Here is a 23,643-nt window from a genome sequence, read left to right as displayed (position 1 = left end):
AGCGCCCGGGATTGCTGCTCTTCGCGCCGGATTCCTTGTAATGATCTGGCGATTGTCCATCAGGTAGGTAAAGAATGCCGACAGCGTCGTGCGATATCGAATAATGCCTCCCTCCTTTCTGTTGTGCTCACGGGCGTCCTCCGCAAGCACCCTCTCCACATGGTGAGTCTTCACGTCCTTCAGACGGAGGTTTAGAAACCATGTCGGAACTCGTTTGAAAAGGTGCACGTCAGTTTCTCGCGTTGCTTCGGAAACCCGGTTCATGAGCACTCGGTACTCATGAAAATCAGACACATACTCGGACAACTTACGGCTTGCCTGCCTCACATCGATGCCGTCAGCGTTCTCTTCCAAGAGCTTCCGCTCGTACGACTCGGCATCTCGCTTAAGATCAAAAACCTTCGACCCGAGGTATTCACCGTTCTTACGCACCATCGCCCGCCAGCGATTTCCGTGCTTCTTGACAGTCACTTTCGTGCCCCCTGTCCGCTCACGTATGCATCTATGAGTTCACGCGAGTAAACCCGCTTGTTCTCGGTGATGTGCAGGCAGGCCTCTGCGATCGGGTGATCGGGCTTTGTGCGGGCCACTCGCCTAATCGAGGTGCGGTCCACACCGATACGGACAGCCGTCTCGGTTTCCGTGTACGTCGCCACCACTACCGTCGTGGTTGGGTCTTCTTCATTCATCTGTGTACTCCTAAATATGGCCGAATGCGGACCGCCGCGCACCGCCAGAAATTGGACGAAATGCTGCGGCTACACACCAGAGGCGGTTCAGCCCATGAGTCACAGTGAGCTGCGATTCACACACTGAGCACAGTTGCCGCAGCCGGGTTTCGAGAATTTAGCGAGTCCCGAAAGGGCTTTGCAATCCAAGGGGGCCAAACACGATTGCGGCCGAATAGAGGTATGGAAGCCAGCAAGGAACCATGGCATGACACCCCTGACGTTCGAGCTTCACCCACGCGACGGGTCAGAGAGGTGCATGAGACGCACGGCAGAGTAAGCACGTAGACAGCGGGCGCACCCGTAAAACGCCCCTGCCGTGCCGCAAAGGTCGCCTAGGAGTGAGCAAACTAGCTAGTTTTCCGGAGAAACCAGAGATATTGGAGTCGCGAAAGTAAGCAAACACTTACTCACACGAACTCGCATTTGGCGTGACCCAACGAGGCAACCTAAACCTTGTACGGCCCAAGCAAGGCGCGTCAACCCACATTGAAGGAGCTTCCGGACTAACCGAGCCAATCACCCAGACGAGGTAATTCAGGCCAGCTCAAGACAGCCCCGTGGACTCGCCTATTGTTCGACAGTTCTTAGAACTGCTCGTATACAGGTGGAGGCGCTTCGGTGGAAAGCGCCCGGATTCTCGTTTCTAATGCCGCCACTTTGGTTTCTAATGCCGCCACATCTCACACGCCGCATTTGTCTTGCCCTACTCTGATCAGCTGCCAGGAAATAAAGAGCTCCTGCACATGCTGAAGGGCTGTGAATACCGACTACGAAGTTTCGACCAGGGCCGAGTTACTTTGCCGAGCGTGAATGATGCATCAAGGCGGTTCACTCCGCCTTTGCCACCGCTAAGACGCGGGGCCGTCGTGTGAGTCAGCCTCGGAATCACTCCAGATCGGGGAGATGAGGTCGCCCAACGGAATATCCAGGGCTCTCGCAAGCCTTGCCCAAGTCTCGATGCTGCCTCGCGAACGACCGCTGCCGATGTTCAGAACCGATTCCCGAGTGATTCCCGCTCGCGCTGCCAGTTCTTCCTGGGTCAGCATTTGTTCTTCACGAGCCTTTGCGAGAACGAAACGCAATTGAGATAGGTCGGGGTCGGGCACAGGGTAGCTCACCCAACAACCGAACTGCAGAACGGCATCCAAGACAGTTAAAGGTCTTTATCTATTAGCTGATAATGTTCTGAGTGCCGGGGTGGTGATCCCGGCCAGCCCGACCGAATTCCCCGAGGCACTAAGGACACAGAATGACAAGCGAGCACCCTATATCGCCGCCTGCTGGGTGGCACCCAGACCCGGTAGACCCGATCCAGAGTCGATACTGGGACGGAACCGCCTGGACGGAGCAAGTGCGCCCGATCACCCCACCCGCACCGCCAAGCGCCACGCCCGCCCCAGCGCGAACCGCACCCCCGCCGCCTAATCCGGGCACACGTGTGCCTGCTGTTGCCGCTGTTCCGCCGCCTTCAATGCGTCCCGGCAAGACTCCTGTGCATCCGGCTGCGGAGGTCGGGTTTTTCAGGAGTCTGTTTGATCTGAGCTTTGCGCCGGATCGCGTCGTGACGATTTCCTTCGCACGGGTTCTATATCTGCTCGCCGGGATTGTGTCGGTGCTCGTGTGGCTAGTTGGGGCGGTGATCCTGTTCAGTCTGGGAGAGCACGATTCCGGGTTCACTGGGTGGGCCATCGCTCACCTCGCACTGGGCTGGGTCGGCGTGCTTCTCACGGTGGTCGGCGTGCGAGTGCTTCTCGAAGTGATGATCGCGCAAATTCGTACGTCGCAGCACACCGCGAAGATTGCTCAACAGACACGCACCCCGAGAGGGTTCTGACGTGTTCGGCGGCATGAACGGGACACTGGTGCTGGTGCTGGTGCTCGCGACTGTACTGTTCCTCGCGATTGTGGTCTCGGCCGTTGTTCTGGGTGTCCGGAACCGGCGGGCACATCGAGCCGACGCAGGATTTAAGCCTGAAGCTGGCTGGTATCTCGACCCCGCAGATGAAACCTTGCAACGCTACTGGGACGGGTCAGCATGGACCGAGCATGTCGAACCGGCAACGCCAGAGACGGAGATGCCCCGATGATCGTCGCTGGAGTGGGCTTAGACCCGTTGGCAATCCTCATGCTCCTAGGCGGTGCAGTGGTAGTCGTCGCCACCATTGCCACAGTGCTAACGCTGTACCTGCGCAACCGCCGACTGTCAGCCATTGATGAAACTGATTCCAGTGCTGCGGGGTGGTACCAGGATCCCTTAGATGCGAACGTTCAACGATATTGGGATGGTGCTGCCTGGACGGAGCATGAGCATTCAGCGATACCCTCGGCCCCCGCAGGATCATCATGAACACCGCACCAGAGTCGTTGCCTCCACCTGCCTCTGGCTGGTTTGAAGATCCCTGGGATGCCTCGCAGTCGCGCTATTGGGACGGGACGGAATGGACTGAGCACACTCAGCCAGGTATCGAGACCGTTCCGGAAGAGCCGCTGGGGGAACTGGTAGCTGAGGGAGCAAAGAAGCTCTGGGCGCAAACCCTCATCGCTTCAGGCAAGGCCAGGGATGCTGCGGGACCTGTCTTCCGCGCATCTGCAGTGAAGGCGCGAGAGGCTTGGGAAAAGTCATCCGCTGCTCTCGAAGCACGCCGCCAGACATTACCCCATCAGTCCACCCCAGCAGCAGTGTCGATCGATGCCCCGCTCGATCAGCTTCCGCCACCTGGACTCCGACGCCCGAGTAGGCCGGGGGTTCCGGCAGCCTCAGCGCCCACCTCAAGCAGGAAGTGGCGCGGTGCTCGGCCGCTCACTCAGCATCTTGCGGTGTTGTGCTGGAGCATCGCAGGGCTGCTCTCTGTGTTGAACCCAGTCATCACGGTTTTGATGCTCAACGCGCAGTATCAGGGCTTCAAAGACGGGTCCGATATTGACGCGGAATGGTTCACCGCCGGGGAACAGCTTGCGTCAGACGTTGGCGGACAAGCATTCGGATGGGTAGCCGGCCTGTTCATCGTGTCCAGCGTCATCACCTTCCTGCTGTACATGCTCGTCATCGCTGGCGTGTCCACAGGATCGACTACTGCGCGAGTGTGGGGAACGGTCTTCTCGGTCATATCGATACCCGGCCTTGTGAGCACCACATTCACTCAGCAGCGACTTTCGCAGCTTCTGGTATGGGCCGACATTGACGCGCTGACGTTCACGAATGTGAGCTTCCCCACAATCTTGATCCTTCATCTACTGGGCGTGTTTTTCGTGTGGCTTCCGCCAACGAATGAGTACGCCAGGCGAAAGCAATACCAAAAGCTCTCACGCCGATACCCGACCTACTGAAAGCCGCTATGACAAACTCGACACAGGACACCCCGGATCTCTCCCAGCTACCGCCTCCCGCAATGAATGCCACGACTCCCCCGGCTTCCTTGCCGACGCTTTCAGAGCTTCCGCCGCCTGGATCGGTCGCAGCAGGACCCGAGAACGCGGCCCGGTCGAAACGTCTCCCTGTGGCAATCATCACTGGGATTGCGGTGCTCCTTGTGCTCGCTGTCGTTATCTTCCTGCTCGTGACCGGTTCATCCTCGAACAACGCAGCACCAGATGCAGCACCTTCCGAAAGGTCGGGAGTTGTGGCGGAGGAACCGGCGACCGCCCCCGAGAACGATGACGTCCTCGAACAGGAAGCCCCAAATGTCGCACCGGAGGCGTCCGCTTCGATTCCGGTGCTTGAGATTCCTGGAAGCGGTGCTGCTCCGATACCCGAAGGCGCTACAAAGCTCTGCGTGTTTGGCACCACGAAGTTTGTCGAGTTCTACCTCTTCGAGGACCCCCAAGGTTCAGACGGGGACGATCTCTTCGAGGACCCCCAAGGTTCAGACGGGGACGATCTCTTGTATGTCGGGGGTAGCGCGGAGCAGGGATACATCGAGCTTCCCGCAGAGGCGGTCTACTTCTCCGGTGGTGGCGTGTCCGGACATCGAATGGTGAATTCTGACGGCACCCAGTATTACCTCACCGGGCACGAGCTGACGGTCACCCCACCATCCGGTGAAGGCTTCACCCAGATCGTCCGCAGCTGGGAAAACTTCGGCTGCTAAGACCCTTATTGAAACGGACCAATCATGAACACCCCCGAACCGCTCAACAGCCCGGACCTCTCGAAGCTCCCACCGCCATCTATCAGCGCAGACCCGCCCTCGCATGATGGGGCGAAAGCCATCCCGAAGACAGCCGAGGCGTCTCGGCCGCCGAGGAATCTTCGTCGCACGTGGCTGTGGATTGTTCTCGCCGCGGTTCTCGTTGTCGGCGGCGCGGCAGCGACAGTCGTACTCGTTTCTCAGGCGAACGATGCGGCAGCTACAGAAGGCGCTCTCAAGGAGAATTCTGATGCTGTCAGCGCATACGAAAAAGCGTGGGAGGGATTCGAGAAGCAAAGCAGCGATACCCGGGACGATCAAGGACAGCTTTCAATGACCTCCCTCGACAACACCGAAGAAGTGGTAGACGCGTTCACTACCGCAATCACCGCGGCCGATGCACTCGAATACATCGAGCCTCACACCCCCGACGCGGGTACAGCGGTCGAGAAGATCAACAGCGATACCCAAAAGGTTGAAGCTGCGACAGGCGAAGCCACCAAGGTCACCAAACAACTTGCAGCCGCTTCCGCGCTGTTTCTTGATAGCCATCGAAGTATCACCGCGAAGTATCTGACCGATGAGATCGCCAAGGCCGAGACAGTCCTTGAATCTGAGAGGTCACGTGCTGACGCTGACCTTGTGGCACAGCTTGAGAAAGCTCTCACCGATGCCCGCACCCTCGCAGAAGATCCCAAAGCACATCCCACCGACCTTCGGGAGACTCTCCAGAACCTGGTCACACTTACGGGAAAAGTGACGGACTCAGCAGGCCCCCGGGTCGAGGACATCGAGAGCGGGGAGTGGAGCATTTTGCCGGGTGATGTACTCGGAACCGGTGGCGCTGTGGGGCTCACGGTCAACGGTATTGAAATCAGCGCCAAAAATAATCCGAGCGGTGCATACACGGGGCCAGACATCTTTCAATACACGACTCCCATCTGGTCCGAGAAGGGCGGCTGCCTCGTCGCTGATGGCAAGGTGCATCGCCACAGCCAGTTGTGGTTCTGCCCAGCCGGCACTCCTGTACCAAGCGAGGCACACGATAAGATCTACAGTCTAAAATCCGGGGACCAGACAGAAGACGTTTCACAGGACCGCCTCATTGGAAACTGGTTTATGTATCTGATGTGACGTGACCTGGGTCGAGTCGTCCCTGGCGAGGACGGTCTCACCTCGATGAGGAATCGTCCCCTGATACCCAGACGCTCATGGATGACACATCGCAGGATCGTCTGTACGTTCTCGGATTCCAGCAACACTCATGCGCAGTCTGGGTGCGCGAGTAACGAAACCGCGCAATAGGCCCTGGGCGATCGGATGTTTGGGCTCACTCTCTCGAAGTGGGCCCAAGCATTTCTTGTTTATCGTGTTGGATTCAGCGATACCCTGAGGAGCTCGGGACTGACCTTATGCCACAAGGCGACAGACGAGGAGGGCCACACGGCAGACACACTGCGACTACCGCGAGAGTGCGCCCGAGGAGCAGGCCACAGGAGGCCGTAGGCGGGCGCCTGTGCGCCGCTTACCCCGAATTGCGAGCGCCCCCCGGCGGTGCGTGCTGCACGGCGGAGAGGGGCGGCTGGCGCGTCACCCACGAATACCTGTTTGACGGGTCATGAACCTGTTGCAGCACAGTCACACAAGCCGACCCAACAAGGGCCAAGGCCGGCCCAGCCGTTCATACCTCGTGTGATCGTATGGGATAGCGATACCCTGCCCCACGGGTATTCCGGCCATGACGCGAGCCTTCCCTGCAGAACTATTCTCCAGGAGCACACCCCGGATGTCGGGTCTGAGCCCGACGAATGTCCTCACGGATGCAGTCAGCGTGGGAGTGCGGCACTGCCGCACTCCCACGGCATCCCTCGGAAGCTTCCGCCGATCTCTGGCATGACGGGGCAGACTCCCGGGGAGACACCGGCTCAGTCTTCCTCCCATGCGGGCCGTCATCCCGGCAAGGCCGGGAGTCCGCCCGCAGATCTACCCTTCGGGATGCACCGAGCCTGGAACCTTCAGCGGTCGGAGTCGGGACTGCGGTATTAGCGATACCCGAGAAGCCGCTATCGGCTCTCCCTGAGTGAGGACGCTTTCAGGAGCACACCGGAGATACTCCGGGTGACGGCTTTAGAGGGTGCGCTGTGGAATTGATGTCGGGTCGCTACGGATCAGGTGGGGTTCTAGCGGAGGTATTCGCCTATCACCGCTAACCCAGCAGTCGGGAAAAAGGATGACCCGCCGGAGCAGGAAACTTCCAAGTTCAATACACCCGGACGCGATTCGAGGAGTCCCGGTCCAGGAGAGACTTCGAGGCAGAATCTCCAAGAGAGGGAGTTCACAACTTTTCTCTCTTCTCTCCGGATTTTGATGGGGTTCGGAAATTCTCTCGTTATAGGAGATTCCTTCAACGCCTGCAATCACCCGGCGTTACTTTCTATTATTTAGGGCCCGGCGGCGGCAGCGGCAAGAGAGTGGGCTTCAGCAGCACCGCGGGAGAATCCTGGATTGAAGCCAACGCCTGGAAGGGGCTTCTAGCGGCGCGCCACCGATTCAAGAACGCAGTCCCGCGTAGCCCTGCGCCACCCTGAAACGGCATCACCGGCAACTTTTCGGATCGAACGCCTGCCCCCAACGCTGGCCGAAAACAACACACCCTGCCTGCTCTAACGTCAGATTGATGTCGGAAATATCTGCGTGGGTACAAGTTTCAGGGCCAAGAGTGGAGATAAATCGGTGCCCAAACCACTTGACAGGTCTGCGGGGGTGTGGTTCTAGGGTTTGTAGAAGTGCAGAATCGGCTCTTGCCGGACCCCTGCGTTGAGGGTGGCGATTCTCCTCGCAGCGTTATTCCACTTCCCCCGGAGTTCTGTGTTTGGCCTGGCGGTGATGTCGAGTCCGTGGAGGCTGATGAATCGAAAACCTTCTTCGAAGCTGATCTGAGCCCACTGGTCAACAAAGCTAACTTCTCGTCCTCCGTCTTCGAAGTCCGCGAGGTTGACGGCATATCTTGCCCCGGGCTTCAGTGCACGGTAGATGTTCCGGATCGTACCCCTCACGTATTCTTCGAACCATTCTTCGAGGCCCTGTGTTTTATCCGTCGTTTCGTACCACTCAAGCGAAAAATACGGTGGTGAGGTGAAAGCAAAATCCACCTCGCCCTTAAGATCGATTTCTTCTTCGGAACCCTGCTCGTAGAGTTCATAGCTGTGGGTGCGACCGGTCACGCCTTCGATCAGGCCGCCGAGCCGTTTAAGGTTGTGGATCGTTTCCTCCGCGGGGTCTGTTCCGAGATACGTGAAGTGCTTGCGTGAGGTGAGCGCACCCAGCAATCGTCCTCCGAACCCGCAGCTCGGGTCCCATACGACCCCGCCTTCCGGTGCATACGTCGTGAAGATGTGTTGTGCCGCCATCGGGTAGAAGTTTGTCGCGTGCGGCTGCTGACCCTTCACGTCCGAGAGGTTGAGACCGCCGGGTGTTGAGAGGGCTCTGGGCAGCGCTTTTTGGAGAAGATCAGGCGTCTCAAATTTCTGCAACAGACTGTTATTGACCTTGATTCCGCGTATATCGAACAGGTTCGGGAACATGAAGTGGCACAGGTCTGCTCCGGCGCGGCTGAGTGAGGACTTCACACCATACGGAGCTGTCTGGTTGTCCCCTGCCAGGCCGTGTTCGCGGCACAGTTGAACTTCGAGTTCAGCGCCGAGCGTCGAGTAGTGAGTAATAGGGAAAACGCCAACACGTTGGACAAGATCTAGGGCTTCTTTCAGATAGGGAGCTCTCGCCTCTTCGGTTACCTCGGCCGTCCAGTAGGCCTGCCGAATTGCAACCCACTCATCTCGTGTTTCTTCATACCCTGTTGCGCTTAATCGGCCTTCGGGTACCCGATACTTCCACTCCAACCAGCCTTCATCGTTGCTCGGCGCGCACCGATACCCGGCCCTCACGGGTACCTCTTCGCCTCAGGGGCAGTCTTCGCACCATCACGGCCATATACCCGCTGGAGTTCCTTTTCAAACTTTTGCCCCTCTCGACGAAGGTCCACCGCTGAAGGAGGCTTTTCGAGCCAGAGCAGGAACTCGTTTACGTGAGGCCATCCTTCTCTCAGGTTTGCCATCACGAGCTTCTTTTGCCCTTTGATCGGGTTCACAAACGTCTCCACGCAGTCACCCCCAAGAAGTTCACTGAGCCTTCGCCTCAGCACGTCCTCTGCCGCGTCTTCAGCCGAAGGATTTCCGCCCTCGGCGACAGTTTTGTCGCGCTTCAAGTCCTGCACTCGTCTGGAAATGATCCAGCCCGCCTCAAACTCTCGGTTGACCCTCATCAGCCAGAGCGGTGCGGGAAGTCCCAAAGCGATTGCTCCCTGCAATAGCTGGCGGGTCTTGACCCTGATAATTACGAAGTCAACCGGCCTCCCCAACCCGTCTTTGCCGAGAAAGAAACGGGAAAGGCGGAAGTCCTGGTCGAGAAATTCGAACATCGTGTCAGTCCGGCCAGTGCCGTCCGCAGCCAGGCGTGGCTTAGTCCCGAAGGTGCGGATCTCGTCCTGGCCCGAATACGCAATGTTGAATCGCATCGTCATCCGGTACAAACCTTCTTGGAGCGATGTGCGATACAAGTTCGCCACATCAGCATCGGAAACTGAGCGATGCCCGTACCCCAGCAGGTAGAGGCATCCATCAACCCTTCGGAAACCTCGCTCAAGATAACGCGGAAGAGGGTCGAGGGTCGCCATACAACGGTTATACCCCACGAACAGAAGCAAGGGGTTGGCTGCATCACGGGTGAAGCGATGCAGCCAACCCCTTGCGTACTCATTTCAGAGCCTCAGAGATGACGTCGAGATTGTGGTCTACCTGCTTCCTGCTTGCCGAGGATGATTCTCGTACAAGCCAAGCCTGTGGCTCGCAGCGTACAGCTCGGACGGCCCAACTTTGAACGCCGAAGCGACACGACCCCAAGGGATACGAGCCGCGATCTGCCGTTCGGCCTCAATCAAATCAGCAACCGTGAGGTTCGGGGTATCTGCATCACTTCCACCGGTACCCAGCCAGAACTGGTTCTGAAACGCATCAGGTCGCCAGACATGCTCATCCCGCAAAGTGAACTCAGCAGCACCAATGCTTTGCAGCAGTGCCCACGACCGCTTCACCGCATCATCGTCAAACTCACTCGGCGGCCCGAACACGAGCCCTTCAGCCACAAGATGCACCTCAGCGCCTCGCGAGACTAGCAAGGTAACCGTCTGGATCGACTCTTCCAGGGAGACGCCCAGGCGGTCGAGGCTGGATGCTTTCACGATGTCACCCCAACCCGCTTCAAGGAGCAGCGTGTTAAGACTCGGGAGAGCAGTCTTCAAGGTCGAAGTCACGTCGATGAACAACTCATCAACGTCACCCAGCAGTGTCTCCTGACGCATCGGAGTGGCATCTGCCTCGGGTATGCGAACATACCCAAGCGTCCTTCCATCAGCTGCGTCACGTTCGTTGAGATCTGTCTTCCTGATAACCATGAGTTCCGCGATTTCTTCTGGCGCATAAAGCGGCGTGGGCGCGCAAACGCTTACCGCTCGCTGATCCTGCCCGTTCCGCCGAAAGCCGGCAACCAATTTGGAAAACGGGTTTCGGGACTCTTGCCCGCCCTCTTTTCCTATCGTCGTTACGGTCAGTTCCTGATTAGTGTTCTTCAGCTTAGGCATAGCTGCCGGCTCCCTTCAGAGCTTGGTAAAGAGTGGTTCTGGACACCGAAAAACGCTTCGCAATGACCGTCTTAGGAATGCCCTGTTTCTGAAGTTCCTTCGCGCTCTCAACGTCATCCGGCGTGAGCTTTGGCGCGCGTTCGTAAACGCCACGCTTCTTCGCAGCTCGAATACCCTCCGCTTGGCGCTCCCTGATCAGCGCACGCTCAAACTGAGCAATCGCACCCAGCAACCCGAGCATCAACGCATCCATCGACGACGTACCGGTGCCGGGTTTGAATGACAACGACTCCTTCACGAACTCGACCGCGACACCCAACTCGTTCAGCTGCGCAATCAGGTTGTTCAGGTCCCTTGTCGAGCGGGCGAGACGATCAATGCTCGCGACCCGGACGGTGTCTCCCTCGCGAACGTATGCAAGCATCTCCTGGAGCTGGGGTCGGTTGGTGCTACTGCCCGATGCCTCATCTACGAACATCTTGCTGACGGCACCAACCGTTTGCTCTTGCCGGTCCGGGTTCTGATCGGTACTGCTGACTCGGAGGTAAGCGACTACTTGACCATCCATGTCTAGACTCCTTTGCGTATCCGTACAACGTGGCGCTCTGCCACCTTGTAGAACCCGCTTTCAAGGGTTTCCCTCGATGTGCGCTGACGTGTACCCCACCGCACACATCGCCTCCCACGATGCACTCCAATCAGCGCTCGATAGCTAGGCGGACGGAGCGAGGGCGCTCAGCTATCGGGCTGGCACCTGAAACGCGGTCCGAACAGCCGAAGCCCGCGCGCTGCGCGGAGGCGAACTAACAAGCGTGATGAGGCCCCGAGGGCCACGCGAGCCCGAAAAGCGGACTACGGGGGCGTTTAAGGCAGAAAACACAGACCCGAAAGGGTTATTGTGAGCACGGAGCTAACAAGAAAAGCTCACTACGCAACGGCCCGCCAGGGGCCTTACTAACTCTTTCGGCGTCAAAACCTGCTCGTTCGCGAGTCAGTATTTCGTATGCCGCAGGCACAAGAGGTAGGCGGGGATCAGTCTCCGAATTAGGAATTCTCGTTTCTAATGCTGACATTCACGTTTCTAATGCTGCCAATTCCGAATTGCCCCCAACGTCCTTAAAAATCGCAACGTAAGAGCCAAGAACGGGACCGGAGCGCCAGCACTCCCTAGGGGGGGGGGAGGGGAGTGCTGACGCCCCGGATTGTGCGATGCCGAGCATCACTCAGGAGGTAGAGACCCTACCTTCCAACTTCCGCTTGGGCCGAGGCAGGGGAAGCGCGCTCGACAACAAGCGGGGCATATCAGTCCTGCGATGCTCGCCTGCGGAGGAGCAGTATCGCTCCGGCCCCGAGGCACAGCGCCGCCCCGATAAGCGACACTCCGAGCAAGTCCCCTCCGCCCGTCCACGCGAGCCCGGGCTTCTCCGGGGTGGGGGGCACCGTGATCTTCGGATCCCCCGGAACATCCGGGACGTGGGTCGTAGAGCAATCAGGATTCTCGTGCTGCCCTGGGGCGCAGTTCGACGGAGGCGGCGTGATGCCAGGAGGAACTGTTCCGGTACCCGTCACCACATTGACCAGGCGATCCTTGTCCGTGACATCGGAGTGAACCTTCACGCGGTAGCTAATCGTCGCCGAGGCTCCAACGGGGAGGGCGTCCTCCCAGTGCAGCAACGCTCCCTCGGCATCGACCTCGGGCGCAGCCGCTGGCGACCCGCCGATCGTCGCCTGGGCGGTCCCCTCGATGAAGGTCGCATGATCGAGTACCTGTGAGAGATCATCGTCGACCAGTGCAGGCGTCAGATCGACGTTACCGGTGTTCTTCACAGTCACCCGGTAGGTGATTTCCTGTCCCGGCTTGACCTTCGAGCCCGATGCGGGGTCGGATTCCTTCAGGATGTGCAGCCCCGGCTGAGCCAGTTCGTTCTTCACGGCAGGGATTTCGATGACCAGGTGATCGATGTCCACCACCACGGAGATCGGGTCCTGCGCGAGGAGATACTCCCGCGGCGCGCGGGTCTCGGTGAGCGTATAGCTGCCCCACTCCAGCCCCGTGACCCGCAGTCTGCCGGGCTCTGGATCCTGGTCGTTCAGCCCGTTGTCGACGATTCTCGCGGTCGTGCCATCGGGTCCAGTGAGTTCCCACTCAGACCCAGCCAGGAGCTGCCCTTCGTCCTCTGAGTCGACCTTGCTCCAGGAAAGCTCTCCATCGATCCGCGAGTTTTCGATATCGCCGATCTTCACGTCGCGGTGCTTCCCGTCAATCGTGATGGAGGTCGTCTGCTTGCTCAGCACGTGACCCTTCGGAGCCGCCGTCTCCCGCAGAACATATTCGCCCCAAGGGAGATCCTCGACGAGGAAACGGCCGTCGGCGGCATCTGCGTCACGCTCTCCGTTGTCAACGATTGCGAGGGAGCTACCGCCCGTGGAGACGAGCTCCCACTCGGAACCGGCGAGTGCGTTGCCCTCTGGGTCGACCTTGCTCCACGAAACCCCACCAATCTTCGCGGTGTTCGTCACGGTGCAGTCGAGGAATTCTCCAACTCCGAGCGGGGCTGAGACGCTTCGCCCATCAGCGGAGGTTTCGATGAGCTGTGGGTCCATCGGTTCGCCGTTCACCGAGCACTGCCAGGCGGTCGAGTACCGATCCCAGTCGACGGAGCTCGAAGCCGCACGCTCTTCGAAGGTGATGCGGTTGCCGCCGATGTTGCTGAGCAGCGACGCCGGACCCGTGGTCACGCTGGATGCTTCGTCCTCGGTGGTCGCACTCGCGATCACCTCACCGGACTCCGACGCCGACACGGTGAACTGGTCCCGGGCATCAGCGCGCCCGTCGATCACCTTGCTGACCTCGAGCCTCGACAGCATCACACCGAATGCGACTCCCTGCCGGGTCGCACCGTCCTTCCGCCCGCCGTTGAGGAAGGACACGGTGACAGTGGACGGTTTATCGGCCGCCACCATGAGGGCTCCACGGTAGGTATTCCCGCCGCTGTCGCCTCCCACGCAGCTCACCTCGGTGGTACCGATCCCGGTGAGCTCACCCACGCAGGGTTCCGCGTAGTTGGTTGGGGTGAGGCGCGCGAGTTCTCGGAAAGGAGTATCAGAGGTATAGCTGAATCCCTCTGAATAGCCGGTCGACTCTGCGTCGGCCATGATCAACGAGTAGTCCCCGGAGAACGTGGCACCGGTGCTGTCGGTGATCACAATGTCTTTGAGTGTGACCTCTCCGCGGGCGTATGAGGTTCCTCCCGCAGGCGCGTTCCATGAGTCTTGGTAGAGCGCAGGGCGGCCTGGGGTGTTGACGTAGTAGGCGGCACCGTCGACATTGTTGTTGTTCCCGATGACCGAGCGCTCGAAGGTGGGGAAACTCGTCGGGCGCAGAGGAGTAAATCCATCGGTGCCCGCGGTCATCTCTGCAGTGAAGGTCATGGTGTACGCGCCGAGCTGGATTTGCATCTGCTGACCGCCGGGCGCCTCTGCCCGTGCCGGGTCGACCCCCGCCATGTCGATCCAGCAGATGGTATCGGCGTGCGGTCCCCCGGTGCCGTATCCGCAGCCGACACTATCATCGGCATGGGCGGCGGCTAGCGACGGAGAGGCAACTGCAACACCACCGATCAGTGCGGCCATCCCAAGTGAAGCTAAAACTTTCCTGAATCCGTCGCTTCTTCTTCGACGTACGCGGACCATGTATCCTCCAAATGAAACTATGAGCATTGTTCTATATACTGCACGGAATTGCTCCTAGGCAGCAGGAGAAGTAATTTCCTCCCACATAAGGAGAGGGTCATCGGCCTAGTTTCTCCCCCCCCCCCCTTAAGGATTTTTTTGGTTAGTTCAGAACACAGCCCAAACACTCCGGACGGCAATAGTTCAGCCGCATCAAACGCGATAGAGGAGCTCTGGGTAGCGTATAGTGAGCAACTCATAAGCTACGCGCGTCAGCACGCTTCCGAGCTCGACTCCGATGAGGTAGTAGCGAACGTCTTTGAAGCGACATTCCGCGCGAAACGAGCAGGTAGCGGCCCGGTGGATCATCCGCGAGCTTACCTCTTCGCGGCGTTAAAACGGGAAATCATCCGTGAGCGTGAGCGCGGGTTCCGAGTTCGCACGCTCGACGCAGACAAGCTGGACCAGCATGAGATCGACCAACACGCAAATCCAGGAACTGCTCCTGGGGAGACATTGCTTGCTGACATTCTCTCCGAGTACTCAAGTGATGATCGCCACTTATTGCTGTCCGTCTTCGCTGAGAATAGGCCGGTTGGCGAGGTAGGGCCTGAAGTCGGGCGCACAGGGCCAAGCGCCTCAAGACGCCTGTACAAGCTTCGCTCACGGTTGCGAGCTGATTGGATCCAACGACACGTTCGGACCAGTCGGGCTCCAGAGGCCTGCCTCCCGTATCTCCAGCGGGCAGGCTCTGTGCTAGCGGGCCGCCGGAGTGACTCAGGCGAGCGCGCGTTTTGGTTGCACGTAGACTCCTGTGCTTCGTGCCGGGAACGTGTAGCGGAAGCAGCTTCCTCTTCTCGAACTCTGAGCATCCTGCTGCCACTTCTTATCTCGCTGCCGACAGTAGCAACTATCACGAAGCCTGAGAGCCAACAGGGCCACACAGCTCGTGTGTCACGTCCTGCTGTCGCCACAGCTTTTGCATTTGCCGCCTCCGCCCTCATCTTGGGCTTGGCAACCTTTGCTTCGTTCCCTACCGCAGGTGAGGATCCACAGGAGACACCACCTGAAACGTCCGTGGCGTCAACTACTGCCCCGCAGGAACCTCGAGGCGAAAATCAAGAGGCTCCGACCAGGGGGTCGAGTTCATTACAAACATGTAGTTGGTCGGCAGCGGTGCTATGCGACTTTGATGAGCCCCAGCGAGCACAGCCCTAGTCCTATACCGCGAGCAACACAACCCACGCGAAGGGGCCTTACCAACCCCTTCGCACACGCGATTCAGCATTACCTATATAGAGCAAGCGCGAGAGGCACGCAGGAATCGATCTACGAATTGTGAATTCCGATTTCTAATACTGATATTCACGTTTCTAAATACTGATCACTTTTGAGGCCGTTAGAGGTCAGCAGCTTCCATGAGTTCCGCAAGAGACATACCAAGCGCATCCGCAAGCCCCATCAGCGATGTGACTCTCGGATTTGAAGGCCGATCAACACCCTGATTCCCAGAAGCCTTTCCCGATTCAAGGAGCTGAATCTGGTTCTTGGTCGTCCCAGCATGCCAAGCCAATGACTCTTGCGTGAAGCCTTTCGCTTTCCGGAGCTCGTAGAGAACTCTTCCGAAGCGTTCAGCCTTCTCTTTGTCCCATGCCACTAATTAATCATCTGCACGGGGACAGCAATAGAACACCCTTTATTGAGGTCATGCTATAAAGTGTCAAGTTGAGGCAAGCATAGCCGATACCTAGACGCGTGCATCTATAGCAATCAAGGCAGTAGCGATTGCCTGAGACACCGAGAGGGAACCACAACATGCAGCGTTCGAGTTTTTGGCGGAACCAGAAGACGAAAGCCCTAGCCACAGTCATGGCAACCGGGGTTGTGGCAGCGGGGCTTCTGAGCCCTGCGGCTGCATTCGCAGTTGACACAGTCGACACGGCTCCACCGGTTGACGTCGAGGTGTCCGCAAACAGCGAGGAGACTTCAGCCGAGACACTGTCAGCATCCGTAGCCGCAGGGTCGGGTATTGATTGGGGCTTTGACCCCGCCGATCATCCCCGCCCAGGCGATGCTGACAACTCGTGGGGCGCTTACGGTGAATCAGTTGGTTCAACCTACTGGAGCTTCCAGTGGTTCATGAACTACACCGACCAGGACCAGCTCATCACCGGCTACGACCTGGAAAAGACCGGGGCCTACGGCAACGTCGATATGTCTACCTGCCCACTCCCTATTGCGATCCCGGCTGGCGGCTCAGCTTCGTGCGAGTTCTCTTATGAGATGGACTACCGCGACGCTGATCGCATCACCTTCGACCTGACCTGGGTGGGTGACAACGGCCTCGACCTGAACTCGTTGTTCATGTTCAACACGACCGGCAAACCGTCAGGACCGACCGATCCAGTCGACCCTGCTGATCCGGTAGACCCGGTGGACCCGGTCGATCCCGTGGACCCCGTGGACCCCGTGGACCCCGTTAATCCTGTGAACCCAGTCGATCCCGTTCCCCCTGTTGACCCGAAGCCTGTTCCTCCGGTCAACCCAACGGTTCCTGACGGCCCCCAAGGCGAGAGCGGCGCGACTCCTGCCGTGGCGAAGACCGATACCCAGGTTCCCGCAACGCTTGCTGAGACCGGCAGCACACCGTTTGGAGCACTCGCAGGAGCCGCAGCCACAATCCTTGCCGCTGGAGCAGGGCTCCTCGGCTTCGCGGCGAAGCGCCGCCAGGCATAGAACCGCATCTAACAAATCTTGAGGAGGTCTCCCAGTACTTGCCGGGAGACCTCCTCAATGACGTAGGAGAGTCATGACTGAGCATCCAAACAATTTGCCTCCTGCTGGATGGCATCCCGATCCCACTAACAGCAAGCAACTCCGCTACTGGGACGGCTCATCTTGGACCGAGCAAACCCGTCCCTCACAGACCCAATTGGTCGGCGATTCCCCGGCGAGCAACACCGCATCCAGACGTTCCGAGGCTGGCTTTCCGCCTTCGTCACCCGAGTCCGCTGTTCCGGGTCGCGGTTCGATCCCACCGTCACCACTGCGTCCGCAGGCCACGCCGCAGCGTCCGATCCGTGAGGCAGGGTTCTTCCGCAGCCTGTTCGATCTGAGCTTCGCGTCTGACCGCGTGGTGACGGTCTCGTTCGCGAGGCTCATCTACCTACTGGTAGCGATCTTCTCAGTGATGTGGTGGCTCATCGGTGCAGTGATTCTGTTTGCCATCGGCGGGAACGAGTACCTATCTAATGCTGAACTCTTCACGGTCTGGGGCACCCTGCACTTGGTCCTCGGACCTATCGGGGTAATTCTCACCGTCGTGTTCTGGCGGGTCGCGCTCGAAGTGACCATCGCGCTCATTCGTACCTCGCAGAACACCGCGAAGCTCGTCCACCTAGCGCAGACTTCAGGAGGTTCACGGTGCTCAAAACCGGAGGAGAAAGCATGACCGGCGGCGGCTCGGGGTTCGATGCTCTCCCATGGCTCATCATTGTCGTGCCGATCCTCGTGATCGCAGTGATCGTGTTTGCTATCGTGTTCCTCTCGATCAGAGGCAAAGCGAAACAGCGTCAAGCTGAAAGGTTCGAGACACCCGCAGGCTGGTATCTCGACCCCACGACTTCGAGCATCGAACGCTACTGGAATGGTGAGGACTGGACGGCACAGGAGCGTTCAGCGATACCCGGACACCATGAGAGCGCCTCATGAGTAATCAAGAGGCACCTCGTCCTGACCTGTCACAGCTACCGCCCCCTCACACACCTGAGGCAGCAGCAGATTTCTCCGAGCTTCCTCCACCATCACTGAACCCACCAGGTGCAAAAGCACCTCGGCGTCCTCGCCGCCTCGGCCTCATCATCACCGCATCGGTAGCAGCGGTCGTGTTAGTCGCGCTGCTTGTCGTCGTGTTGATCACCGTGTTCATGTTGCCCTCAACAGGACAAATCACTTCTTATCCGTCCACCCCCGCGCCCACGGCATCTGCCGATCCCCGCACGCCAGAGGCGATGCCGGTCACGCCAACACCAGGCGACTCCGCACCGCAGACGGCCCCCGATTCAACGCCAACGCTTGATGTTCCTGGTAGCGGGGCAGCACCGATACCCGAAGACGCCACGCGGCTCTGCGTGTATGGCACCACCAAAGAGGTCGAGGTGTACCTGTTCGAGAACAGTAATAGTTCTTCGGGTGATTGGATTTACGTCGGTGGGAACGCCGACCTCGGCTATCTCACCCTCCCGGCCAAGGCCGTCTACTTCCCGGGTGGCGGGGTCTCCGGGCATCGCATGACAAACACGGACGGCACGGAGTACTACCTCACCGGGCATGAACTCACGGTCACCCCGGCAAATGGTGAGGGTTTCTATCAGATCGTCCGCAGCTGGGAACAGTTCGGCTGCTAACCCTCGAACGGATCAACGATGAACACCCCCGATACCCCGCACACGCCCGACCTTTCACAGCTACCGCCGCCCTCATCAACGAACGGGTCGCTGCCGTCAATGTTTGTGCCGGATGTTCAACAGGCTGCGCCACCGTCGCCTCCGAGCGATACCCAGACCTCTAACGGCATGCCCAAGATGAAGCCACGCAAGTGGGTGTGGATCATCGTGGCCGCAACACTCGTTCTCTGCGGCGGGGCCGCGACCACGGTCGTACTCGTCAATCAGGCCAGCCAAGCCGCCGAGCAGAAGACCGCCCTCACCAAGCACGCCGACGCGATCACCGCATACGGGACTGCCTGGGCGGAGTTCGATCGCCAGAACACCGATACCCGAGACGATCAGGGGCAGTTGTCGATGACCTCGCTCGACAACATCGAAGAGGTCAACGAGGCGTTCCTCTCAGCCATAACTGCGGCTGACGAACTCGAACACCAAGACTTCGACAATGCCGGCTCGGACACAAGCAACAAGCAACTCGGGAGCGATACCCGGCGCATCGAGGCCGCAACCAGTGAGGTTCAGGCGGTCACGAAACAGCTTGCCGACGCATCGGTGTTGTTCCTCGACAGCCACCGGCAAACGATGGTGAAGTCGCTCACCAACGAGATCGAGAACGCCCAGCAGACATTCGATGCTTCCCGAGATACCGGCGACGCTGAACTCGTGGCTCAGCTGGAGCAGGCGATCAGCGATGCCCGAGCCCTGGCAGACGATCCGAAGGCTCACCCCACCGATCTGCGCTCCGCTATGGAGAATCTGAACACCCTCGCCGGGAAAGTGAGGGGCTCAGTGGGGCCGCAAGTAGAGGACATCACAGACGGCGAGTGGAGCATCCTGCCCGGCGAATCTCTTGGCACCGGAGGCGCAATCGGGCTCTTCGTCGATGGTACCCAGATCAGCATGATCGATGTTCCGAGCGGCGCATACACTGGCCCGCCCATCTTCGTACACGATACCCCGACCTGGACAGTGCAAGATGGATGCCTCCGCGCAAACGGGAAAGTGCATCGCCACAGCCAACTGTGGTTCTGCCCGGCTGGAACTCCGGTCCCGGCAGAGGCTTACCCGGACATCCGCACGCTGAAGTTCGGTGATCAGGCCGAGGACGTGTCTCGGGATCGACTGATCGGGAACTGGTTCATGTATCTCAAATAGAGCATCCAGCCGCCCCGGTTCCTTCAGCGATACCCGATCAAGTGCCACAGACAGGCCGCCTCTACCCCAGCAGTTCTCACTGAACAGCGGGACTCACCTTGGGCGACCCCAGCTGCATTCATTATTGTGGCTCAGCGATACCCAAGGCCCGAGGCGGTGAGCCAGTGGATGCCGTCACCGTAGCGCCCCAGGACCATCACCTCGGCCCCTAATGGCTTAAGCACGAACTCCACTGGTTCACCGCGCTCCCGGGATGATGTTTACCTGCGTCGCTACGGTTCTCTCGGGGACGGTCAGCCCGGCCACCGGGCTTCGTACGGTTCACGGGAGGTCTTCATGCCTCTTATGAGCGATACCCTGGGGCGGCAGCCACACTGGCTATCAGCGCAGACGTTCTGACCCGGAATCTCAGACCCCGACTGCTGCCGCAACCGGGGGACTCAGTGCGACTCGAAGGATGATCTTTTCTGACCGGGCCTGGCCTTCTTTTCAGGTTTTTCTGTTGCCGGAGTCTCTATTGCCAGTAATAGCGCGTATCAATGGGTTGCGTCATGTGCTGATTCGGCCCCTCGCCGGTGAGGTTTGTACTGTGGCGAGATAACCCGGGTATTCACCCTAGGCGAGAGCGCGTGCGTGGCTCCCCAGACGGGAGCAACAAGCCGGCTAGTAGCGGAAAGGCCAGTGGTCATAGGCGTGGCGCGGACTTTCTGACTTTCTTAGGCGCATCAGATTTCGCTTGGATTGAGCGCGTGTTGCCTGTCACGCCGCTGGGCGCAACGAAACTGGCCGGGGCATGGGTGAGCTTGGCCGGGCCGCGGTTAGGCCCACAGCGGGCCGTGTAGCGCGTGCGGTGAAGCGCGACGGGACCAATGGCGGGGAGCGGCGCGTGGCCACCCGCCCCGGCCCGGCCTGGCCGGGCGAGTGGCTTGCTGGCCCATGCTAGGAGACAAGCACCGGTCGCGTGCTGGCCCGGCGCTCGCCACGCGACCGGCTGCAGCGTCAACCCTGAATGTCTGTTGTGTTTGCAAATTTCCGCATTGGTGATTTCGTGCTTTGAGCGCACATGAGGTTTCACGGTTTTCACCTGGAAGAAGATTCTTATCCACATCACTTGACAACCCATCGGGGTATGTGAGTTAGGATTTCCGGAACACGAGGATTGGTTCGAGTTCCACGTTGGGTTTTGCGTCGGTGAGTTTGACGCGTTTGCGGTGATTTTGTAGATCGCCGGGGCGGGCTCGGGGCGCAAGATAGTGGAGGTTAACGAGCTCGAAGCCGTCGCCCTCGGTGTGCTCGACCCACCGATCCACGATCTGCATGACTTCCTGACGCCCAGTCACAGGGTCCTTTTTGCCTGTTCGATAGTCAGTGATGTTGACCAGGAACAGTCCGCCAGGTTTCAAAGCTTCCCGGACGCGCTCCGATGTTGGACGTACATATCTGGTCAGCCACGCGTCGACGTTACTAAAGGACGTCACTGACTGTGACGGCCGACCCGGCTCAGCGCCTTTCTCGTCGTAGATCTCTAGGTCGAAGTAAGGCGGCGACGTGAACGCCAGGTCAACGCTGTTCGGTGCCAATTCAAGGTCCTGCGATCCTCTGCAGTGAAGCTCATACGAGTCTGTGCGTCCAGTGACGGACTCAATGAGTTGCCCGAGACGGTCAAGGTTGTAGATGGTCTCGTCGTTCGGGTCGCATCCGATGTATCGCAAGTTGCCGGGTGTGGTGAGTGCACCGAGGAGTCTGCCTCCATACCCGGCGCTCGGATCGAGCACCGTGCCCCCATTCGGGAGGTATGTGTGGTAGATCGCCCGCGCAGTCATCGGGCTGAAGTTTCTCGGGTAGTAGCCCTTCGACCGCAGTTTTGACTGGGTCAGGCGGTCTGGCCCTTTGCCCTCTCGCAGAATACTTCGCACGCTCTTTGCCAGATGCTCTGGGTCCATGAAATCGGTACGTAACGATCTGCCAGTGACGGCTCGCGCATCAAATAGGTTCGGGAACATCCAGTTGCACAGATCAACACCGTTGCGTGACGCGCTCCCTGGCACAAAGTAGAGGGTCTGCGGTGAGTACCAAACTTGATGTGTCGCCTTCGCGTTCGTCTTTGCGCCCAATTTCAGACTGGATGCAATCTCTTTTCGAGCTGCCTCATCAGAGTAGTAAACGATGGGGAAGGCGTCGGCTTCTTGATACGCCTGCACCACACGATCAATAATTGCGCTCTGCTCTTCTACGGTGGCGCGGGCATACGTTTCCGCGCCGGAGTCTTTGAATAGGTCAGGAAGTATCTGCTCGAAGGTTTTCAGTGCACTGAGTTTCGGGGATCCTTCAGGCAAGGTGATTCCCCAGGAACGGTACCGCCCTGCCAGGCCCCTCTCTCGAACCTCTTCAATTGAGAGGGAATCGTACGGCGACGCGGCATCAGATACTGCACTCACTTGATCCAACACGCTCCACACTCCCAAGGTTCGCGATTAGGGTCTGGCTTCTCGGGCGGGGTGCAGAGGCCTGGTTCCCTGAGATAGTTGCGGACTGTACGAGGATCGCAGCCCAGTGCGCGGGCGCATGCGGTCTGCGTAAGCTCCCGGTCGTCATGGCGAAGCTCGCAAAGCCTTCTCATTCGCGTTTCAACAAGCTGCGCGCGGACGGTGTTCGCGCGTTCAAGATTTGCCACGCTCGACGAACGTTTGGGGGATTCACCCCGACGCCTCTGCGCCTCATACCGGGCTGTCACCTGACCTCCTGGGTGCTGCGCTGCCTCCGTCACTAGCGTTGCGAAACGGCTTCGCGACCTCGCCGGCGAGATAGTGTTCAGAAGTAGGAGATCTGCGTGCGGTGATAGCGGGTAGGTGTACGTGTTCTCCAGCCCTGCACGGCGAGCTGAGTATTCCATCGGTTCGGCGCCGATCACTTCCCTCAGCTGAGCTTTCCAGCCTCTAGCTTCTGCCAGCAGCGCTGCTTCGTCTTCGAACACGACTGCGCGTCCTGTCTTCTGCTGAGCACCTTTGGACTCTGCCCTGCTTTTGGGATCAAAGATTGTGATGAGGGAATTCGGGCGAAATACGAACCAACCCGCTTCAATCTCTCCCCACCTGTTCTTCAGCATCCACGCTGGCATTGGCAGTCCGCCCTCAATCGCGGCTAGCAGGGGCCTCGAAGGTTTCACCCGTTCTACAACGAGTTCGACCTCGCTCCACTCTCGTGCAAAAGGCACCGCGTCACGGACGACAATGTTTTCAGGGCTCGCCATTAACCCATTGGAAGTTTCCCTTCCGAGTGCGTCGTACCCGTTCACGTAACGCACCTCTGCAAGAGACTCTACGAGCGTCATGATCGTGTTTGTCGGTTGTGTCGCGCGACACATCCACCTCTGCAACTGCCCCCAAGCAACGGAGAACATGTCAGACTCGGGCCTCGCGTCGAGCTGAGCGACATCGATTGAGTCAGCGACATACACGATGCCCGCTCTGTCACGGCGGGTACTGGAGCCTCTCGACCGGACAGCTCGCTCAATGATGTTCACCCTGTCATCCTCTCAGGAACAGTAAAAGGCCCGCCCATTCAGCACATCACTGCACCAAACTGGCGGACCTCTCACGTTGCTTCTGAGGTTATATCTTCAGATACGAGGCATACTCGTTATCTCGGCGTATCGCTTTAAACAGCTCTACCGCAGTCACTCGCAACGCGGTAGCAATCCGACTGAGCGGCACTCCGGCAGCGAGCTGCTGCTCAGCGCCTAGCACCCGTTCCAGCGTCAGCACCGGGTCGGTCTCGTGCATCGTGGCGAAGTCGAACGCGAAACCTCGCGGACC

22 protein-coding genes and 1 pseudogene are annotated in these 23,643 nt (G+C 59.1%); 12 read left to right on the top strand and 11 right to left on the bottom strand.

Features of this window, described 5'->3' with window-relative positions:
- The 3 genes from SD72_RS15160 to SD72_RS18730 form a co-directional block, all read right to left on the bottom strand.
- Window positions 1-471: hypothetical protein (locus SD72_RS15160; RefSeq protein ID WP_198142006.1), on the bottom strand; the 471-nt coding region annotated here is incomplete at its 3' end.
- A complete protein-coding gene (locus SD72_RS15155; protein WP_042545310.1) occupies window positions 468-689 on the bottom strand; it encodes a hypothetical protein in 222 nt (73 codons plus the stop codon). The genes SD72_RS15160 and SD72_RS15155, both read right to left, overlap by 4 nt.
- 890 nt (window positions 690-1,579) lie before the next feature.
- Window positions 1,580-1,837, bottom strand: coding sequence for a helix-turn-helix transcriptional regulator (locus tag SD72_RS18730; protein WP_420038432.1), 258 nt, complete (start codon window positions 1,835-1,837; stop codon window positions 1,580-1,582).
- Window positions 1,838-1,980: 143 nt separating this feature from the next.
- Here SD72_RS18730 and SD72_RS18380 point away from each other — a divergent pair.
- From SD72_RS18380 to SD72_RS15125, 7 genes and pseudogenes are all read left to right on the top strand, one after another.
- Window positions 1,981-2,097: pseudogene (locus SD72_RS18380) on the top strand (DUF2510 domain-containing protein); the annotation flags it as partial.
- 195 nt (window positions 2,098-2,292) lie between these two features.
- Window positions 2,293-2,565 carry a DUF4282 domain-containing protein gene (locus tag SD72_RS18375; RefSeq protein ID WP_232299815.1) on the top strand — a complete coding sequence of 91 codons (273 nt, stop codon included), beginning with the start codon at window positions 2,293-2,295 and terminating at the stop codon, window positions 2,563-2,565.
- Between the two features lies 1 nt (window position 2,566).
- Window positions 2,567-2,818 carry a DUF2510 domain-containing protein gene (locus SD72_RS15145; protein ID WP_042545309.1) on the top strand — a complete coding sequence of 84 codons (252 nt, stop codon included), beginning with the start codon at window positions 2,567-2,569 and terminating at the stop codon, window positions 2,816-2,818.
- Window positions 2,767-3,078 carry a DUF2510 domain-containing protein gene (locus SD72_RS18725; RefSeq protein WP_084767265.1) on the top strand — a complete coding sequence of 104 codons (312 nt, stop codon included), beginning with the start codon at window positions 2,767-2,769 and terminating at the stop codon, window positions 3,076-3,078. The genes SD72_RS15145 and SD72_RS18725 overlap by 52 nt, the downstream gene beginning before the upstream one ends.
- On the top strand, window positions 3,075-4,058 hold the full coding sequence (locus tag SD72_RS17550) for a DUF2510 domain-containing protein (RefSeq protein ID WP_084767264.1): 984 nt from the start codon (window positions 3,075-3,077) through the stop codon (window positions 4,056-4,058). The genes SD72_RS18725 and SD72_RS17550 overlap by 4 nt, the downstream gene beginning before the upstream one ends.
- Window positions 4,059-4,228: 170 nt before the next feature.
- Complete coding sequence (locus SD72_RS15130; protein WP_042545306.1) at window positions 4,229-4,819, top strand: hypothetical protein; 591 nt, start codon at window positions 4,229-4,231, stop codon at window positions 4,817-4,819.
- Between the two features lie 24 nt (window positions 4,820-4,843).
- Complete coding sequence (locus SD72_RS15125) at window positions 4,844-5,992, top strand: hypothetical protein (RefSeq protein WP_042545305.1); 1,149 nt, start codon at window positions 4,844-4,846, stop codon at window positions 5,990-5,992.
- Window positions 5,993-7,629: 1,637 nt separating this feature from the next.
- Here SD72_RS15125 and SD72_RS15120 read toward each other — a convergent pair.
- The 6 genes from SD72_RS15120 to SD72_RS17545 all read right to left on the bottom strand — a co-directional run bounded on the left by SD72_RS15120 (window position 7,630) and on the right by SD72_RS17545 (window position 15,882).
- Complete coding sequence (locus SD72_RS15120; RefSeq protein ID WP_157000620.1) at window positions 7,630-8,802, bottom strand: hypothetical protein; 1,173 nt, start codon at window positions 8,800-8,802, stop codon at window positions 7,630-7,632.
- Window positions 8,799-9,437, bottom strand: a complete 639-nt coding sequence (locus tag SD72_RS15115; RefSeq protein ID WP_042545303.1) for a hypothetical protein — start codon at window positions 9,435-9,437, stop codon at window positions 8,799-8,801. Before SD72_RS15115 ends, SD72_RS15120 begins: the two co-directional genes overlap by 4 nt.
- Before the next feature lie 270 nt (window positions 9,438-9,707).
- Window positions 9,708-10,553, bottom strand: a complete 846-nt coding sequence (locus tag SD72_RS17150) for a recombinase family protein (protein WP_052492749.1) — start codon at window positions 10,551-10,553, stop codon at window positions 9,708-9,710.
- Window positions 10,546-11,121, bottom strand: coding sequence for a recombinase family protein (locus SD72_RS15105; protein WP_042545302.1), 576 nt, complete (start codon window positions 11,119-11,121; stop codon window positions 10,546-10,548). Before SD72_RS15105 ends, SD72_RS17150 begins: the two co-directional genes overlap by 8 nt.
- Window positions 11,122-11,855: 734 nt before the next feature.
- Window positions 11,856-14,186, bottom strand: a complete 2,331-nt coding sequence (locus SD72_RS15100) for a CshA/CshB family fibrillar adhesin-related protein (protein WP_042545301.1) — start codon at window positions 14,184-14,186, stop codon at window positions 11,856-11,858.
- 1,438 nt (window positions 14,187-15,624) lie between these two features.
- On the bottom strand, window positions 15,625-15,882 hold the full coding sequence (locus tag SD72_RS17545; protein WP_084767262.1) for a helix-turn-helix domain-containing protein: 258 nt from the start codon (window positions 15,880-15,882) through the stop codon (window positions 15,625-15,627).
- A 212-nt stretch (window positions 15,883-16,094) separates the two neighbouring features.
- Here SD72_RS17545 and SD72_RS17540 point away from each other — a divergent pair, with 212 nt between their 5' ends.
- From SD72_RS17540 to SD72_RS15075, 5 genes are all read left to right on the top strand, one after another.
- On the top strand, window positions 16,095-16,961 hold the full coding sequence (locus tag SD72_RS17540; protein ID WP_084767261.1) for a hypothetical protein: 867 nt from the start codon (window positions 16,095-16,097) through the stop codon (window positions 16,959-16,961).
- A 73-nt stretch (window positions 16,962-17,034) separates the two neighbouring features.
- Window positions 17,035-17,676, top strand: coding sequence for a DUF4282 domain-containing protein (locus tag SD72_RS15090; RefSeq protein WP_084767260.1), 642 nt, complete (start codon window positions 17,035-17,037; stop codon window positions 17,674-17,676).
- On the top strand, window positions 17,673-17,936 hold the full coding sequence (locus tag SD72_RS15085; protein ID WP_042545299.1) for a DUF2510 domain-containing protein: 264 nt from the start codon (window positions 17,673-17,675) through the stop codon (window positions 17,934-17,936). Before SD72_RS15090 ends, SD72_RS15085 begins: the two co-directional genes overlap by 4 nt.
- A gap of 299 nt (window positions 17,937-18,235) precedes the next feature.
- The gene (locus SD72_RS15080; protein WP_042545298.1) at window positions 18,236-18,631 is read left to right on the top strand and encodes a hypothetical protein; all 396 of its coding nucleotides are present in this window, start codon (window positions 18,236-18,238) and stop codon (window positions 18,629-18,631) included.
- A gap of 18 nt (window positions 18,632-18,649) precedes the next feature.
- Window positions 18,650-19,828: a hypothetical protein gene (locus SD72_RS15075; protein ID WP_157000618.1), complete on the top strand. Its 1,179-nt coding sequence runs from the start codon at window positions 18,650-18,652 to the stop codon at window positions 19,826-19,828.
- A gap of 1,136 nt (window positions 19,829-20,964) precedes the next feature.
- On the opposite strand, the gene SD72_RS15070 is transcribed toward SD72_RS15075, so the two are convergent.
- Both SD72_RS15070 and SD72_RS18370 read right to left on the bottom strand, forming a co-directional pair.
- Complete coding sequence (locus SD72_RS15070) at window positions 20,965-22,266, bottom strand: DNA methyltransferase (protein ID WP_157000617.1); 1,302 nt, start codon at window positions 22,264-22,266, stop codon at window positions 20,965-20,967.
- A 1,173-nt stretch (window positions 22,267-23,439) separates the two neighbouring features.
- On the bottom strand, window positions 23,440-23,643 hold a 204-nt coding region (locus SD72_RS18370; protein ID WP_042545295.1), incomplete at its 5' end, for a hypothetical protein.

The organism is Leucobacter komagatae, assembly GCF_000834055.1.
Classification (GTDB): domain Bacteria; phylum Actinomycetota; class Actinomycetes; order Actinomycetales; family Microbacteriaceae; genus Leucobacter; species Leucobacter komagatae_A.
Note: the sequence above shows the minus strand (reverse complement) of the source record. Positions and strands in the feature narration are given on the sequence as shown.

What these genes read in the sequence shown, in the direction of transcription:
- SD72_RS15090 (WP_084767260.1), top strand. Translation starts at nt 17,035, where the DNA reads ATGACTGAGCATCCAAACAATTTGCCTCCTGCTGGATGGCATCCCGAT.
- SD72_RS18725 (WP_084767265.1), top strand. Translation starts at nt 2,767, where the DNA reads ATGGACCGAGCATGTCGAACCGGCAACGCCAGAGACGGAGATGCCCCG.
- SD72_RS15080 (WP_042545298.1), top strand. Translation starts at nt 18,236, where the DNA reads ATGCCGGTCACGCCAACACCAGGCGACTCCGCACCGCAGACGGCCCCC.
- SD72_RS15085 (WP_042545299.1), top strand. Translation starts at nt 17,673, where the DNA reads ATGACCGGCGGCGGCTCGGGGTTCGATGCTCTCCCATGGCTCATCATT.
- SD72_RS15125 (WP_042545305.1), top strand. Translation starts at nt 4,844, where the DNA reads ATGAACACCCCCGAACCGCTCAACAGCCCGGACCTCTCGAAGCTCCCA.
- SD72_RS17550 (WP_084767264.1), top strand. Translation starts at nt 3,075, where the DNA reads ATGAACACCGCACCAGAGTCGTTGCCTCCACCTGCCTCTGGCTGGTTT.
- SD72_RS15105 (WP_042545302.1), bottom strand. Translation starts at nt 11,121, where the DNA reads ATGGATGGTCAAGTAGTCGCTTACCTCCGAGTCAGCAGTACCGATCAG.
- SD72_RS15075 (WP_157000618.1), top strand. Translation starts at nt 18,650, where the DNA reads ATGAACACCCCCGATACCCCGCACACGCCCGACCTTTCACAGCTACCG.
- SD72_RS15100 (WP_042545301.1), bottom strand. Translation starts at nt 14,186, where the DNA reads ATGGCCGCACTGATCGGTGGTGTTGCAGTTGCCTCTCCGTCGCTAGCC.
- SD72_RS15115 (WP_042545303.1), bottom strand. Translation starts at nt 9,437, where the DNA reads ATGACGATGCGATTCAACATTGCGTATTCGGGCCAGGACGAGATCCGC.
- SD72_RS17150 (WP_052492749.1), bottom strand. Translation starts at nt 10,553, where the DNA reads ATGCCTAAGCTGAAGAACACTAATCAGGAACTGACCGTAACGACGATA.
- SD72_RS17540 (WP_084767261.1), top strand. Translation starts at nt 16,095, where the DNA reads ATGGCAACCGGGGTTGTGGCAGCGGGGCTTCTGAGCCCTGCGGCTGCA.
- SD72_RS15155 (WP_042545310.1), bottom strand. Translation starts at nt 689, where the DNA reads ATGAATGAAGAAGACCCAACCACGACGGTAGTGGTGGCGACGTACACG.